General features: G+C 59.0%; 20 protein-coding genes. 14 read left to right on the plus strand and 6 right to left on the minus strand.

From position 1 onward, the window contains the following. Positions 1–10 precede the first annotated feature (10 nt). A complete protein-coding gene (locus BW974_RS05385) occupies positions 11–925 on the minus strand; it encodes a mechanosensitive ion channel family protein (protein WP_076428697.1) in 915 nt (304 codons plus the stop codon). Next, a complete protein-coding gene (locus tag BW974_RS05390) occupies positions 925–1170 on the minus strand; it encodes a YhbY family RNA-binding protein (protein WP_076428699.1) in 246 nt (81 codons plus the stop codon). Before BW974_RS05390 ends, BW974_RS05385 begins: the two co-directional genes overlap by 1 nt. Before the next feature lie 134 nt (positions 1171–1304). On the opposite strand from BW974_RS05390, the gene BW974_RS05395 reads away from it, so the two are divergent. Next, positions 1305–2468 (plus strand): NAD(P)/FAD-dependent oxidoreductase, encoded by a 1164-nt coding sequence (locus BW974_RS05395; protein WP_076428701.1) that lies wholly within the window; start codon positions 1305–1307, stop codon positions 2466–2468. Between the two features lie 24 nt (positions 2469–2492). Here BW974_RS05395 and BW974_RS05400 read toward each other — a convergent pair whose 3' ends face one another. Further along, complete coding sequence (locus BW974_RS05400; RefSeq protein ID WP_076428703.1) at positions 2493–3224, minus strand: fumarylacetoacetate hydrolase family protein; 732 nt, start codon at positions 3222–3224, stop codon at positions 2493–2495. Between the two features lie 105 nt (positions 3225–3329). Here BW974_RS05400 and BW974_RS05405 point away from each other — a divergent pair, with 105 nt between their 5' ends. The 5 genes from BW974_RS05405 to BW974_RS05420 all read left to right on the plus strand — a co-directional run bounded on the left by BW974_RS05405 (position 3330) and on the right by BW974_RS05420 (position 5577). Beyond that, complete coding sequence (locus BW974_RS05405) at positions 3330–4067, plus strand: metal-dependent hydrolase (RefSeq protein WP_076428705.1); 738 nt, start codon at positions 3330–3332, stop codon at positions 4065–4067. 184 nt (positions 4068–4251) lie between these two features. Next, a complete protein-coding gene (locus BW974_RS25420; RefSeq protein ID WP_175609628.1) occupies positions 4252–4419 on the plus strand; it encodes a hypothetical protein in 168 nt (55 codons plus the stop codon). A gap of 247 nt (positions 4420–4666) precedes the next feature. Continuing rightward, on the plus strand, positions 4667–5059 hold the full coding sequence (locus BW974_RS05410) for an OsmC family protein (protein ID WP_076428707.1): 393 nt from the start codon (positions 4667–4669) through the stop codon (positions 5057–5059). 71 nt (positions 5060–5130) lie between these two features. After that, positions 5131–5307, plus strand: a complete 177-nt coding sequence (locus BW974_RS05415) for an HVO_2753 family zinc finger protein (protein ID WP_007978781.1) — start codon at positions 5131–5133, stop codon at positions 5305–5307. A 3-nt stretch (positions 5308–5310) separates the two neighbouring features. Then, the gene (locus BW974_RS05420; RefSeq protein WP_049970885.1) at positions 5311–5577 is read left to right on the plus strand and encodes an elongation factor 1-beta; all 267 of its coding nucleotides are present in this window, start codon (positions 5311–5313) and stop codon (positions 5575–5577) included. A 55-nt stretch (positions 5578–5632) separates the two neighbouring features. Here the strand turns inward: BW974_RS05420 and BW974_RS05425 are convergent, their stop codons facing one another. Together BW974_RS05425 and BW974_RS05430 are read right to left on the minus strand one after the other, a co-directional pair. Beyond that, a complete protein-coding gene (locus tag BW974_RS05425; RefSeq protein ID WP_076428709.1) occupies positions 5633–6301 on the minus strand; it encodes an MBL fold metallo-hydrolase in 669 nt (222 codons plus the stop codon). A gap of 52 nt (positions 6302–6353) precedes the next feature. Then, positions 6354–7520: a cystathionine gamma-synthase gene (locus tag BW974_RS05430; protein ID WP_076428711.1), complete on the minus strand. Its 1167-nt coding sequence runs from the start codon at positions 7518–7520 to the stop codon at positions 6354–6356. A gap of 739 nt (positions 7521–8259) precedes the next feature. On the opposite strand from BW974_RS05430, the gene BW974_RS05435 reads away from it, so the two are divergent. From BW974_RS05435 to BW974_RS05445, 3 genes are read left to right on the plus strand one after another with little or no spacing between them, the layout of a single operon-like run. Beyond that, complete coding sequence (locus tag BW974_RS05435; protein WP_076428713.1) at positions 8260–8550, plus strand: 50S ribosomal protein L21e; 291 nt, start codon at positions 8260–8262, stop codon at positions 8548–8550. A 3-nt stretch (positions 8551–8553) separates the two neighbouring features. After that, on the plus strand, positions 8554–8910 hold the full coding sequence (locus tag BW974_RS05440; RefSeq protein ID WP_049970881.1) for an RNA polymerase Rpb4 family protein: 357 nt from the start codon (positions 8554–8556) through the stop codon (positions 8908–8910). Positions 8911–8953: 43 nt separating this feature from the next. Next, entirely contained in the window at positions 8954–9526 is a 573-nt protein-coding gene (locus BW974_RS05445; protein ID WP_076428715.1) for a DUF655 domain-containing protein, read from the plus strand. A gap of 27 nt (positions 9527–9553) precedes the next feature. Here the strand turns inward: BW974_RS05445 and BW974_RS05450 are convergent, their stop codons facing one another. Continuing rightward, on the minus strand, positions 9554–9853 hold the full coding sequence (locus BW974_RS05450; protein ID WP_139328821.1) for a hypothetical protein: 300 nt from the start codon (positions 9851–9853) through the stop codon (positions 9554–9556). A 130-nt stretch (positions 9854–9983) separates the two neighbouring features. Here BW974_RS05450 and BW974_RS05455 point away from each other — a divergent pair, with 130 nt between their 5' ends. The 5 genes from BW974_RS05455 to BW974_RS05475 all read left to right on the plus strand — a co-directional run bounded on the left by BW974_RS05455 (position 9984) and on the right by BW974_RS05475 (position 14798). Then, the gene (locus BW974_RS05455) at positions 9984–10868 is read left to right on the plus strand and encodes a 16S ribosomal RNA methyltransferase A (protein ID WP_076428719.1); all 885 of its coding nucleotides are present in this window, start codon (positions 9984–9986) and stop codon (positions 10866–10868) included. Next, positions 10868–12085, plus strand: a complete 1218-nt coding sequence (locus BW974_RS05460) for a mechanosensitive ion channel family protein (protein WP_076428721.1) — start codon at positions 10868–10870, stop codon at positions 12083–12085. The genes BW974_RS05455 and BW974_RS05460 overlap by 1 nt, the downstream gene beginning before the upstream one ends. Then, positions 12082–12657: a HemK2/MTQ2 family protein methyltransferase gene (locus BW974_RS05465; protein ID WP_076428723.1), complete on the plus strand. Its 576-nt coding sequence runs from the start codon at positions 12082–12084 to the stop codon at positions 12655–12657. Before BW974_RS05460 ends, BW974_RS05465 begins: the two co-directional genes overlap by 4 nt. A gap of 78 nt (positions 12658–12735) precedes the next feature. Beyond that, the gene (locus tag BW974_RS05470) at positions 12736–13731 is read left to right on the plus strand and encodes a 5-methyltetrahydropteroyltriglutamate--homocysteine methyltransferase (protein WP_076428724.1); all 996 of its coding nucleotides are present in this window, start codon (positions 12736–12738) and stop codon (positions 13729–13731) included. Continuing rightward, positions 13728–14798, plus strand: a complete 1071-nt coding sequence (locus BW974_RS05475; RefSeq protein WP_076428728.1) for a methionine synthase — start codon at positions 13728–13730, stop codon at positions 14796–14798. Before BW974_RS05470 ends, BW974_RS05475 begins: the two co-directional genes overlap by 4 nt. Positions 14799–14859 lie beyond the last annotated feature (61 nt).

A 14859-nucleotide genomic window follows, 5' to 3' on the forward strand; every position in this document is an offset into this window, starting at 1 on the left:
CCGGCGTCGCTTAGTCGCCGCTTAGCGTCTCTAACTCCGCAGGGTTGGCGACTTCGACGCCGCCAGTGAGCTGACGGTGCGGATACGGCATGTCGATGCCTGCCGCGTCGAATCGCTCCTTGACGGCGGTGACGTACTCGCCGCGCGTCTTCACGAAGTCACCGCGTTTCGGGTCGGCAATCCAGAATCGGGATTTCAGTCCGACTGCGGAGTCGCCCAATTCCGTGAGCCGAACCGACGGTTCGGGAGTGTCCAGAATTTCCGGATGGTTTTCGGCCTCTTCGACGATGATGTCCGTGGCTTGGTGGATGTCGTCGTCGTAGCCGATACCGAAGAGGAACTGAATCCGGAGTTCGTCCTTGGCGACGGGGTTTTTGATGACGTCGTCGGTTAAGACGGCGTTTGGTACGGTTAGGAGTTCGTTGTCGAAGGTTCGCACGCGCGTCACGCGAAGGTCAATGTCCTCGACGATGCCCGAGTACGTCCCGTCATCCCATTCGATCCAGTCGCCGATTTTGAACGGTTTGTCCGTGAAGATGAACACGCCAGCGACGAAGTTGGCCAGGATGTCCTGTAGCGCGAAACCGATTGCCAACGTCGCGGCGGCGGCGACGGTTGCCAGTGCAGTGAGGATGTTTCCGTATCCCGCGAAGGCAAACGCCATCCCGACGGCCGCAAACAGGACGATTAACTGCGTTGCTTTCGTCAGCGGTTTCTTGACGTTCTCGTCGTAGCCGCGACTGTCGAGGAGTCGCTTGATGAGCGGAACGACGAAAATTCGGCCGAGGACGTAGATGACGACGAACGCGACGATGAACACGAGCGCCTGGGAGAAAGGCCCGGCAATATCGACACCGAGTCCAGCGTCAACCAGCAACTCCTCGATTGCTGTGTTCGCACCTTGATTTCCACTCTCCTGTTGCATCAGTGGTACACCGCTGTATTTCCGCGTGTTTCGATAAGTTCGGCGCTCACCTCGTCAGCCAGTTCCTCGGCGAGTTCGTCGGTCGAAGAATCGCCGCGGGCCGCGCGGAGGAACTTCACCTTCACGAGGTCTTCGTTTTTCAGCTGATTTTCCAGTTCCTCGGTGACGGCACCGAGGCCGCTCTTTCCAACCCAGACGGTTACGTCCAAATCGTGTGCTTGCTTTCGCAAATCCTGTTTATCCATAGTGCTGGAACGTTGAGTGCGATTGCTTTTAAAGCTTACAGCCAACGAATGAGGAACACCCCGAGTGTGAGAATATCTCGCATTCAGATTTGGGTTTCAACACCTTTGTATCGCATGACTCCAGAGATTCGGGTATGACTGCGAAGGTTGTCGTTCTCGGTGCTGGCTACGCTGGTGCCGGAGCGATACAGCAACTCGAAGCAGAACTCGATGACGCCGACATCACGTGGGTGTCGGACACTGATTACCATCTCGTCCTCCACGAATCCCACAGGGTCATCCGCGACCCACGAGTGAAGGACAAAATCACGCTCCCGATTCACGAAATCAAGTCGCCGAGCACCCGATTCGTGCAGGATACGGTCGAAGGCATCGACACCGACGAGCGCACCGTCGAACTCGAAGAAGGAAACGACCTCGACTACGATTACCTGCTCGTCGCGCTCGGCAGCGACACCGCATTCTACGGCATCCCCGGCATGGCCGAGAACGCGCTCACGCTGAAAGGGCTTGACGACGCGCTCGAAATCCACGACCAAGTCAAAGAGGCCGCGAAAACCGCGTCCCGCAACGACCCCGCAAAAGTCGTTATCGGTGGGGCCGGACTGTCCGGCATCCAGAGCGCGGGCGAAATTGCGGAGTACCGCGACAAACACCGCGCGCCAATCGACATCTACCTCGTGGAGGCGATGGACGAAATCATGCCCGGGCAAGACCCAGAGCTTCAGGGCACGGTGAAAAAACACCTCCTCGAAAAGGACATCAACATCCTCACGGACGACCCGATTACGGAAGCCACCGAGGAAGAAATCCAGTTCGACGAAGGCGAACCACTCGACTACGACGTGTTCGTCTGGACTGGCGGTGTCACAGGGCGAAAAGCACTGGACAACTGCAACCTCGACAACCAACACAACCGCGTCACGGCGGAGGCCAACTTCCAGACCAGCGACGACCGCGTGTTCGCCATCGGTGACAGCGCCATCATCGACCAAGGCGAGAACCCTGCACCACCGACCGCTCAGGCCGCGTGGCAGGCCGCCGAGGTCGTCGGCGAGAACATCGCGCGCGAAATCCGCGGCCAGCCGCTCAAGACGTGGACGTTCAACGACAAAGGTACCGTCATCTCCATCGGTGACGATGCCGTCGCACACGGCGTCAAAGCTGGTGGGATGGACTTCCCAATTAGCACGTTCAGTTCGGTTCCGGCAGAAATGCTGAAGAAGGTCATCGCCGCGCGCTGGATTGCGGACATCACCTCGTGGAACCGCGCGTTCAAGGCGTGGGACTCGCTGTAATCGCAGAATAGCCGTTTTTTGTTTTCAGGAAATCCGAACGTCGTGGGAAAGCGTTCCGATGCCTTCGATTTCGACTTCAACAGTGTCGCCGTCGGAAAGCGGCGCGACACCGGCGGGCGTGCCGGTAATAACCACGTCGCCGGGTTCCAGCGTGAGGTAAGTCGTGATTTCCGCGATGAGTTCCGGCACGGAGAAAATGAACTGGTCGCGGGAGGACTCCTGTCTGAGTTCGCCGTTTACGCGCAGTCTGACTGCCGCATCTTCGGGAACCTCGTCGGGTGTCGCCATCACCGGGCCGAGTGGACAGGAGTTGTCGAACGCCTTCCCCCGCACCCAGTTTTGCTCCTTGTCTTGGTCGTCGCGGTTGGAAATGTCGTCCGCGCAGGTGAACCCCGCAATTACGTCCATCGCGTCTTCCTCCGCGACGTTGCGACACTGCTCTTCGATGACGATGCCGAGTTCCGCCTCGTGGTCGATTCGCTCTTTTCCGGTTGGGAGCGTGATGGTGTCGCCGTGGGACGCCACCGCGTTCGGCGGTTTGAGGAACAGAAGCGGTCGGTCTGGAAGGTCTTTGTTTCGCTCCGCCGCGTGGTCAGCGTAGTTCAGGCCGACGCAGACGATTTTCGAGGGGTCGGTCGGTGCGAGAATTTCGACCTCGTCCGGGTCGTAGCTGTCGTTTGCGAAGTGGATTTCTCCGTTGGTCCATTCGCCGCTTCGAGTTGAGCCTGCTGGGTCGCGGAATCGGACTCGTTTCATATGTCGATTGTCGAATCCGTGGGCCTAAATCGTTCGGACTCCGGTAACGCTCCATATATCGCCAACATCTTTTAAGACGAATTACGCCCTACCCAAATTCGCACTATGGAACTCACTTGGTATGGACACTCGACGTGGCACGTAACAGTCGGCGACACTGACCTCCTCATCGACCCGTTCTTCGACAATCCGAAAACTGACACCGACCCGGAGGAACTCGACCCGGACTACCTCCTTCTCACGCACGGGCACGCGGACCACATCGGCGACGTAGACCGCTACGAAGGAACGACACTTGTCGCAACCCCGGAACTCGTCGGCTACTGTAACGACGAGTTCGGCGAGTACAACGCCGTCGGCGGCATGGGGATGAACATTGGCGGAACGGTCGAATGCGGCGACGCCTTCGTCACGATGGTTCGCGCAGACCACACCAACGGCATCGACACGAGCTACGGTGCTACCGGGGGAATGCCCGCCGGATTCGTCATCTCGGATACGAAACCCACACAGGTTTCGGACGAGGAGAGCGAAACGTTCTATCACGCAGGAGACACCTCGCTGATGGTCGAGATGCGCGAAGTCATCGGCCCGTTCCTCGAACCCGACGCGGTTGCGCTCCCGATTGGCGACCACTTCACGATGGGGCCTGCGCAGGCCGCCATCGCGGTGGACTGGTTGGACGCCGATTTCGCCTTCCCGATGCACTACGACACGTTCCCACCAATCGAACAAGACCCCGAGGACTTCGCGAAGGAAGTCGATGCGGTGGGCTGTGATGCCGACGTTCGAGTGTTGGAGGGCGAGGAGTCCTTCGACCTCACCGAAGAAAGCTCGTACTGAGGATTCGATTCGCGGGAACTTCTTTTGTTGTGATAGAGATGGTAACGGGTGAATAACCGCATTCGAAGGGGACGAATTTCTATTCTGGAACAATTCCCGACGACACAGAACCGCCACCGCAGTTCCCCCTATTCCTCCCCGCCAGCGCGGAAGTTGCACTCGGAGTTCGCTTTACTCACTCCTCGTGCGAACGCGCTGGCGCACCCTTTCAGCTGACGAACCGAGCCACGTGGCGCGTGCTGGCGAGGCGAAGTCGCGCGAGGTCTTCGTGAGCGACGGAGGAGCGAACAAGAGCAGGAAAGAGCGCGTCTCTTTCCGTGCGAGCGAATGGCTCATCAGAGGCAAGCTCTGATGGTGGATGACCGAAACGAGCGCCAGCGAGTTGAGGGAGTCGGTTGGGGAGGCATGTGGCTGTCGCGGTGCGTGGCGGTCATGTGTTGTCGTGATTTGGTTCCGAGAAATTTCCCTCGCTCGGAAGCCTTCTCCAAAGGACAGACAGCAGTCCAAAGCAACACGCATTACAAAATACGAGTTTCGTCGCAACAAACAAGGCCGGAAGAACAAACCTTAGGAGTGTTGCGACAGACGTGCAAATTGCAATGCCAGAAGTCACTACCACGTCGGAAGCAGGATACAGCGCAGAGAACGATGTCCGCGACTTTTCGCTCACCATCGACGCGACGGGCGAGGACGCACCCGACACGCTCGAAACACTGCTCGCGGCCTACGGCTCGTGCTACGTCCCGGCCCTCCGCGTCGGCGGCGAACAGCGCGACGCTGGCGACCTCGGTAAAATCGAAATCACGGTAGACGGCGAACTGAACGACGACGACAAACTCAACGCCGTCTCGTTCGACATCAAATGGGAAACCGAAACAGACGACGAAACGGCTCAGAACGTCATCGACCGCGCGTTCGAACTCTGTAAGGTTCACGACGCGCTGAAAGACAGCCTCCACGCAGAGACGTCCGTCGAGACGGGCGCATTCTAAGGCGCATTCCGAAACGCGGTTTTCGAATCAAGAAGGGAAGCGTTAAAAGCCGCGCGGCGGAACGTGGGGGTATGAGTCAGACGCAAAAGCAGGCGCGGAAATGCGTCTCGTGCGGGATTAACATCTCCGGCACGAACGCCGCGTCGTTCAAGTGCCCCGACTGCGGGCAGACCATCTACCGCTGTGCAAAGTGCCGCAAACAGAGCAACCTCTACGAGTGCCCCGACTGTGGGTTCCTCGGACCGTAAATTATGGGAAAAGTAGCAGCCAAAATAAAGGTTATGCCGCAAAGCCCCGAAATCGACCTCGACGACCTCCAAGAGAAACTGGAGGACTCGCTTCCGGAGGGAGCGAAGATCAACGGCTTCGAACGCGACAACGTCGCGTTCGGTCTGGTCGCGCTCCTGCCGACCGTCATCGTCCCTGACGATGCGGGCGGTACGGAAGCCGTCGAAGAACGCTTCGCATCCGTCGAAGAAGTCGAGAGCGTCGAAGTGCAGAACGTCGGTCGGATATAAACCGGAAATCCGGTTATCCGGTCCTCCGACCGCCCGACTTTTCGGTTTTGTCGTTTTACTCCGCGAGCGACTCGTACGTCGCTCGAACGTCCGAACTTTCGACGAATCCACCGTGATAGCAGAGCGTTCGGTTCGGGTCCAACTCGGCGAGTTTGCCGAGTGAGTCGATTGCTTCGTCCATTTCGGGCGTGAACCGCTCGTTCGGCCCCGCGAGGCCGTCCTCGTCGGCAACCGTCGCATCGCCAGCGAGGAGCAGGTCGGCCTCGGGTAGCACGAGCGAAACGTGGCCGGGCGTGTGCCCCGGGGTTTCAACGACTCGCAGTGGACCTGCCTCGGTTCGGAAGACGACGTTTTCGACTATCTGTACGTCCACCGAAACCGGCGGGTAGCGGTCGCCGGAGGATTTGATGGGGGCTTCGTCGCCCTCGATGACGGGCGCGTCCCCGGGATGTGCCACGACAGTCGCGTCAGTTCGGGAGACGAGTTCCCCCGCGCAACCGACGTGGTCGCCGTCTTGGTGAGTCAAAATCAGGATTTCAACGTCGTCCAGTTCGAATCCGTGTTCCGCCAGTGCCGATTTCAGATCGTTTATTTGGCCCGGAAAGCCTGCATCGAGGAGAATGAGTCCGCTTTCGGTTTCGACGCCCGACGGGTGAATCGTCGTCTCGCGGTCGCCGCGGTCGAACGTGAGCGGGAACGAGTAGACGTGCTGGTCGAGTTCCATGCGACAGGTGACGAGGGCCACCCGCCTGAAAGATTCGGCTGATTTTCCCTCTTCAGTTCAGCACCGAATCGAACGCCTGCTGAAGGTCGGCCTTCAGGTCGTCAGCGTGCTCGATACCGACGCTGGCGCGGATGAGGCCATCCGACAGTCCGGCGGCCAGTCGCTCCTCCTTCGGAATCGCGGCGTGGGTCATCGTCGCGGGTTGCTCAATGAGGCTCTCGACGCCGCCGAGGCTTTCGGCGAGGGTGAAAACCTCCGTCTCGGCCACGACTTCCGCAGCCTCTTCCAGCGAGGCGTCGAGTTCGAAACTGACCATCCCGCCGAAGTCGTCCATCTGCTCCGCCGCGAGTTCGTGATTCGGGTGGGATTCGAGGCCGGGGTAGTACACAGTTTCGACGGCTTCGTGGTCGTCCAACCAGCCCGCGATGTCGCGGGCGTTGTCGCAATGTCTGTCCATCCGGACGCCGAGCGTTTTGGTTCCGCGGAGGACGAGGAAACAGTCGTGCGGGCCGGGGGTCGCGCCGACGCTGTTCTGGTAGAAGCCGATCTGCTCGTCCAGTTTCTCGTCGTTCGTAATGAGCGCGCCGCCGACCACGTCGGAGTGGCCGCCGAGGTACTTTGTCAAGGAGTGAGAAACGATGTCCGCGCCGAGTTCGAGCGGGCGCTGAAGATACGGCGTGGCGAAGGTGTTGTCCACAGCGCAGAGCGCGTCGGCATCCTCTGCAATATAGACCATCGCGGCGATGTCCACGACGTTGAGCAGCGGGTTCGTCGGCGTTTCGACCCACAGCAGTTCCGTGTCGTCACGGACTGCGTCGGACACTTCGTCCACGTTGGTCATGTCCACGAAGGAAAATTCGATGTCGTAGTCGGCGTACACCTGCGTGAAGATTCGGTGGGTGCCGCCGTACACGTCTTCGCTGGCGATGACGTGGTCGCCCGAGGAGAGCAGGTTCAGGACGGTGTTGATGGAACCCATTCCGCTGGAGAAGGCGCGGCCGAACTCGCCGCCTTCCAAACTGGCGAGGTTGTCTTCCAAGTCGGTGCGCGTCGGGTTGCCCGTGCGCGAGTATTCGTAACCGCGGTGGTCGCCGGGCGCATCCTGCACGTAGGTCGAGTTGGCGTGAATCGGCGTCATCAGCGCGCCCGTTTCCTCGTCGGGTTCCTGTCCCGCGTGGATGGAGCGCGTTTCGAACTGGTAATCGTCTTCGTCGGTCATGCGCGAGGGGACGCAGTGCGGACAAGTTATTCTTCCCCTTCTGCGTCGGAATTGCCTCTATCGTGTACTGGTCTGTTTTTGTGAATTGTTCGGTGACAACGTGTTTTTCAGAGTGGTGTGAGCAGTTACCGACTCCAATGAAACCACTAGAACGACGAACCCAATAGTATGCAATTTAACTATGGTAGCTTGTCGGTAGCAAGTCACGACAACACATGACCGCCACCGCACCGCGACAACCACACGCTTCCCCAGCCGATTCCTTCATTACTAAGTTCCTCAGTCATCCCTCGCATGATAGTCAACAGGTCTGCGGGCGATTTGCCCGCAAACCTGCCGACGCACGCGCCGGAGTAATTGCGTCAATCTAGAAATCCCATCCAACCACGATGGCCCGCGCTGAGACGAGTCCGAGGACTTTACCTCCGAAGACTCGTGTCGAAGTCGCGCGAGGGATGAGTATCACAGGGAGCGAAGCGACCGAGAAACGCAATCGGTTGGGGAGGACGTGGCCTGCGGTTGCGGTGGCGGTTTCGGTGGAGTCGTGATTACCTAGCGCCTCTCTCCAAAATACGCCATCTAGCGACTCCTTCGGGGAGACAACAGCTAGTGACTGTCGATACACCACCGAAACATCAAAACAATCGAATAGTACACGATAAACCGCTCCCCACCTTCGTTCTCGTCGTCGTGGAACGGACGTTTTATAACGGTCACCGAACAAGAGCGTCATACGACTATGCCGAGTTCGCACGGACCCAACCACAGTACGCGTAACAAGCTCTCGAACGACCCCCGAAAACGCGGCACCTCGCCGCCACAGCGCGCAGTGCAGGAGTACGAGGTCGGACAGAAAGTCCACCTCAGAATCGACCCGAGCGTGCGAAAAGGTCGCTTCCACCCACGATTCAACGGGCGCACGGGCGAAGTCACTGGCAAACAGGGCAAAGCCTACAAAGTCAGCATCGTTGATGGCAAAAAAGAGAAGACGCTCATCACGAAGCCAGCACACCTCCGCGCACAGGAATAACGTATGACGATTTTCAAGGAAAAGCTCCACGAGGATTATCTCACCACGGCGGAAGCCAAGGAACTGCTCGCCGAAATCGAGCAAGACCGAGCGCTGGACGAAACCCGCGAAATGCCGTACAATCTCTCGCGGGCCATCGAGCACGTCAACCGCTTTGCGGCGTTGGACGCCGAAGAGTCCCACGAACTCGTGGACGAACTGCTCGAACTCGAAAAGGTAGACGAACCGACAGCGTTCAAAATCGCCGACCTCCTGCCGAAAGACCGCGACGAGCTGCGAGCGATTTACGCACAACAGCGGTTCGCGCTTTCGGGCGACGAGTTGGACGAGATTCTGAACGTCGTCGCGAAGTACGAGTGACTTCACCGATTCTTTAAGTTACTCGTCGCCGTACTGTACTGCAATGAGTGAATCCGAGAGTGGCCGCGAAGCAATGGCTGTGGTGCTCGACTTTCTCCCCCACGGACGGGCGGAAGACGACCGACCCCAGTACCAGAAAGAGCCTGTCGCATATGCGCTGAGCGAATCGGACTTTCGCCTCCTCGAACTCACGCTCGAAAAAGAAGAGAGCGTCGGCATCGGCGACAGCATCCCCGTCGAACCGCCGGAAGCCCGCGAACACATTCAAAAACTGCGCGAAATCGAGTACGACGACCTCACCTCGGCTTCCCAGTCGGAACTCGAACACGCCGTCGTGGACATCATCGAACGAGACGAAGAGCGGTTCGTGGACTTCTACAACGACGCGCAACCGATTACCCTCCGTCTCCACCAGTTGAACCTGCTTCCGGGAATCGGGAAGAAACTGCGGAACAACGTGCTGGAAGCACGAAAGCGAAAACCGTTTGAGAGCTTCGACGACCTCGAAGACCGGGTTTCTGGTCTCCATGACCCCGAGGGCGTGCTGGTCGAGCGAATCCTCGAAGAGATTCGGGAGGACGACCTGAAATATCGGACGTTCGCACGGCGCGACTAATCCCGCCGTCCCCTCGTTTTCCGACGGTCAGTTCGACTCCGTTTCGTCGCTTTCGAGATGTTTCTGTGCGAATTCCGAAAGCGCGTCCCATCCCGTTTTCTCGCCGAGACGGTCGATAGCCTGTCCAATCGTCTCTTCCGCACCCAGCGACTCCTCCGACCCCTCGACTGGCGTGATTCGCTCGTTTTCAGGATGTGGTTCTCCCTCGAACGTCGAATTGTTTTCTTTATCGTAGAAGACGGGTTTCCCCTCGTTCCTGACGCCCACGTATTCGGCGTTTTCAGGTTTTTTGTGGTCGATACTCCACGAACTGTATTTCGGTGACATCGGACTCCGTCGGGTCATGGTTGGGTTTTCGTTCGTTTCAACAGTTCACTGGTTACTATAGTAAGAATGGCGGCCGGTTCTCACTGCAACTCGGTGGGTTTACGCCACTCGCACCGGTAGGCCAAAGACAATGGGACGTTCGCCACGCGAGGAACACGGCACGAGGAACCCCGACGCCTTGATTCGACGGGCAGGCGTCCGGGCCGACCCGAACCGTGACCAACATTTCCTCGTTGACGACCGAGTCGTTGACCGAATACCGGAGTACGGAACGGAGATGGATTTCTCGCACGTTCTCGAAATCGGTGGCGGACCGGGCGTGCTGACAGACCGTCTGCTGGTGGTCGCAGACCGCGTGACGGTCGTCGAACGCGACCCGAAGTTCGCCGACTTTCTCCGCCGGGAGTTCGCCGACGACTGCGAAGATGGACGGTTGACGGTCGTGGAAGGCGATGCCTTGAACGTCGAACTGCCGGATTTTACAGCCTGTGTCGCCAATCTCCCCTATGGAATCTCCAGCGAAATCACGTTCCGACTGCTTCCGCTGGGGAAACCGATGCTCCTCATGTTCCAACAGGAGTTCGCGGAGCGCATGGCGGGTGAGGCGGGAACCGACGACTACGGACGACTCTCCGTAACCGCACAGCATTACGCCGACGTCGAAGTCGTAGAAATAGTCCCGCGTGAGGCGTTTTCGCCCGCGCCGGAGGTGTCGAGTGCAATCGTGCGGACGACGCCGCGAAATCCCGATTACGAAGTCGATGACGAGGAGTTCTTCCTCGACTTCGTGAAAGCCGTCTTCACCCAACGCCGGAAGACTATTCGAAACGCGATTCGCAACACGGTGCACATCTCCGGATTGGACGACGGTGATGCAGTCGTGGACGCACTGGAAGACCCCGACCCGGACGTGCTGCCCGAGGATATTCTTCGGAAGCGCGCCGGGAACGTCACGCCCGCACAGTTCGCGGCGATGGCGCGGGTCGCAGACGAGTACGGTCGGGGTGGTGGTTGATGGCGCAGAATCTGTATCGGCAGATAGGTGACCTAGCAATCATCGACATACGGATACTGATAACCGTCTTTGTTGCGCTCTCCATAGTTGCGGTACTCGTTCTCGCGTGGCGAGGACATCCGCGGTTGCAGGAGCAGATGCCGGATGCATTAGCGAACGTCATCGTCATTGGTTCAGTTACCGTATTTCTCATACTTGCTGGAGTGACGATGTTGTTTCTCTGGGAGGTGGTTAACACGGCACTCATCTTCCCCGCGGATTGGGAGGAATGGCTGACGGATTTGATAAATAACTGGACTGGCGTCAAGGTCACGTTAACCGTCGTAACACTCGCCATTGCCTATGTCGCCGCTGGCATCTCGAAGCAAGCAATCGAGCGCATGACAGACCAGCGCGACACCTTCTCACGCCACCAGACGCAGGTGATGGTTCGCGTCGCGCAAGTGTCGATATACGTCGTCGGTTTTGCCGCGGTGCTCGGATTTTGGAACGTCGACCTCACCGGCCTGCTGGTCGGTGCCGGATTCCTCGGTATCGTGGTCGGTATGGCGGCCCGACAGACGCTCGGGTCGCTGTTGGCGGGATTCATGCTGATGTTCTCCCGGCCGTTCGAAATCGGCGACTGGGTGGAAATCGAGGAGAACGAAGGCATCGTAACGGACATCTCCATCGTCAACACGCGAATCCAGACGTTCGACGGCGAGTTCGTGATGATTCCAAACGAAGTGGTCGGCGGGAGCACCATCACGAATCGCAGTCGGAAAGGCCGCCTCCGATTGGAGGTGGATGTCGGCATCGACTACGAAGCGGACGTAGACCGGGCCGCAGAACTGGCCGAGGAGGCGATGGACGACGTGGAGGACGCGCTGACGGTTCCGTCGCCGCAAGTTGTCACGAAGGAGTTCGGCGACTCGGCAATCGTCCTCGGACTGCGATTCTGGATAGATAAACCGAGCGCGCGCCGCAAGTGGCGCGCGCGAACGAGGGTTATCGGCGCAGTGAAAGATGCCTACGACGGCGACGGAATCAAAATCCCGTATCCACAGCGCGAACTCTCCGGCAGGAAGGAAACCGGTGGCTTTCAGGTCGCGAGCAAGCAACAGCGCGAACTCGGGCCGACGGCGGACGGCGGAGAAGAAACCGGGCGACGGTTCGGTGACGAGTACAAGGACGATACAACAAGTGGCGACGGAACCGACGGAGGAAATCACGGATGACTGACCTCGCAGAAAGACGCGGTATGGAAACGAACGTGTACCAACCGGCGGAAGACTCCCATCTGCTCGCGGAGGTTGCGGCGGGAGACATCGACGAATCCGACCTCGTACTGGAAGTTGGAACCGGGTCGGGGTACGTTTCTGAGTTCGTCAAGAACGAGACGAACGCCCGCGTCCTCGGGTCGGACGTGAATCCTCACGCGTGTTCGAACGCGCGCGAGCGTGGGGTCGAGGCGGTTCGCGCCGACCTCGTTTCGCCGTTTCGAGATGCGGTTTTCGACGCCGTCCTGTTCAACCCGCCGTATCTGCCGACCGACCCGGACGAGGAGCGCGACGATTGGATGGAACGCGCGCTTTCCGGCGGCGAATCCGGCAGGGAAGTCATCGACCCGTTCTTGGATTCCGTCGGACGCGTCCTCGCGCCCGACGGTCGAGTGTACCTCTTGGTGAGCAGTTTATCCGGCGTCGAGGAAGTCGTCTCCCGTGCGAGCGAAAACGGATTCAGTGCGGTCGCGCTTCGCGACGAATCGTTCCCCTTCGAGACGCTGTCGATACTGAAACTGATTCGCTGATTCGCCGACTTCCAATTACTCAGAGGAATTTTTTAGAACGGAAAATATTAAACACCGGCATATCATAGGGTCGGGTACATGACCGAGCGCATCGCAACCACACCGGGTGTGTTTCCGCTTCCCGATTGGGCGAAAGACGACTGCTCCGACCTGAAAGGCCACCAAAAAGACGACCTGATTTCCGGCGACGAAGGGCCGGAACTGACCGCCGTGTACAACGAAGCCCGCGAGGAGGTCGTCTCGGTACAGCAGGACGCTGGACTCGACCGAATCGTGGAGGGACAACTTCGCTGGGACGACATGCTCGCGCACCCACTCGCAGTTCACGATTCCGTCGAAACGGGCGGTATCGTGCGCTACTACGACAACAACAACTTCTACCGCGACCCCGTCGTCGTTGACGAACTCACCTTCGACGGCGACGTGGCGGCCGAACTGGAAGCGACTACGGAACTCGCAGACGACGTGCAGGCAGTCCTTCCCGGCCCATACTCGCTCGCTGATTTGGCAACTGACGAATATTACAACGACAACGAGGAGTTCCTCGCGGCGGTTGCGGAGTTCCTCGCTGGCGAAGTCGACGCGTTCCCCGAAGTCGAGACGCTGTTCCTCCTCGAACCCTCGCTCGTGGAGAACCCGCCGGAAGACGGCGAAGATGCGCGCGCCAGCGAAGCGATTGATGTCGTGGGCGACGCCATCGACGCCGAGGTCGTCGTCCAACCCTACTTCGGGTCGTTGAACGAGAAAGTCCACGCGCATCTGCTTGATGCAGATGTCGATGCCGTGGGCTACGACCTCGTCAGCGACCACGATGGCTGTCTGTCCAACGTGAACGAGTACGGGACGAAAGATTCCGTCTCGCTCGGCCTCGTGAACGGCCAGAACACGCTGGTCGAATCGCCCGAAACCGTCGCCGAGCGCGTCGATTGGTTCGAGGAGAATACGCCCGTCAACGAGTTCGAAACCGTCTATCTGACGACGAACACCGAGACGTTCTATCTGCCGTACAGCAAATTCGAGGAGAAACTGACTGCGCTCGCTGAAGCCGCGCAGTTGGAGGAGGTGACCCTATGACACAAGATGCACGAAACCAGTTCCGTCCCGACGACCACGATAACGACCACTTCATCTTGACGACCGTCGTCGGAAGTTACCCGAAACCGAAATGGGTGGACAGGGCGCGCGACCTGTATAACGACCCGGAAGGCGACTTCGACGAGAAAGCATGGAACGAAGCGAAAGACGACGCCTGCCGACTCATTACCGACGAACACGAGCGCGCAGGGTTGGACGTAGTGGTCGATGGCGAGATGCGGAGAAACGAGATGGTCGAGTTCTTCGCCCACCGAATCGACGGCTACGAGTTCAACGGCCCAGTGAAGGTGTGGGGCCACAACTGCTTCGACAAACCGAGCGTCGTGGACGAAGTCGAATACGACGACTCGTGGCTTGTGGACGAGTACGAATTTACGACGGAGGTTGCGGAGCGACCCGTCAAAGTACCGATTACCGGCCCCTACACGCTAGCGAGTTGGAGTTTCAATGAAGCCTACGCGGACGAGGAATCGCTGGCCTACGACCTCGCGGATTTGGTCAACGAGGAAATCGAGAAACTGGTCGATGCTGGCGCGCGCTACATCCAAATCGACGAACCCGCGCTGGCGACGACGCCGGACGACCACGCCATCGTCGGGGAATGTTTGGAGCGAATCGCGGATGGCGTTCCAGAGGATGTCTACCTCGGTCTACACGTCTGTTACGGCGACTACTCGCGCATCTATCCCGAAATCCTCGATTTCCCGGTGGACGAGTTCGACCTCGAACTGGCCAACGGCGACTACGACCAACTGGACGTGTTCCGCGACCCCGAGTTCACCGCGAATCTCGCACTCGGCGTGACCGACGCCCACACCGCCGAAGTCGAGACTGTCGAGGAAATCAAGGCGAACATCGAGAAAGGTCTGGAAATCGTCCCGCCCGAGCAGTTGACCGTAAGTCCGGATTGTGGCCTGAAACTGCTCCCGCGTAAGGTGGCCTACGGCAAGATGGAGAACATGGTCACGGCCGCGCGCGAGGTCGAGGCCGAATTGGATTCGGGTGAAATAGAGGTCGGAAGCACCCCCGTCAGCGCAGACGACTAGCAAGGTAGCGTCGGTTTTCGAGTAATTCGTTCGTCAGGTGCTATCTCGTTCGGCACTCACG

This window comes from Haladaptatus litoreus (genome assembly GCF_900156425.1).
Classification (GTDB): Archaea; Halobacteriota; Halobacteria; order Halobacteriales; family Haladaptataceae; genus Haladaptatus; species Haladaptatus litoreus.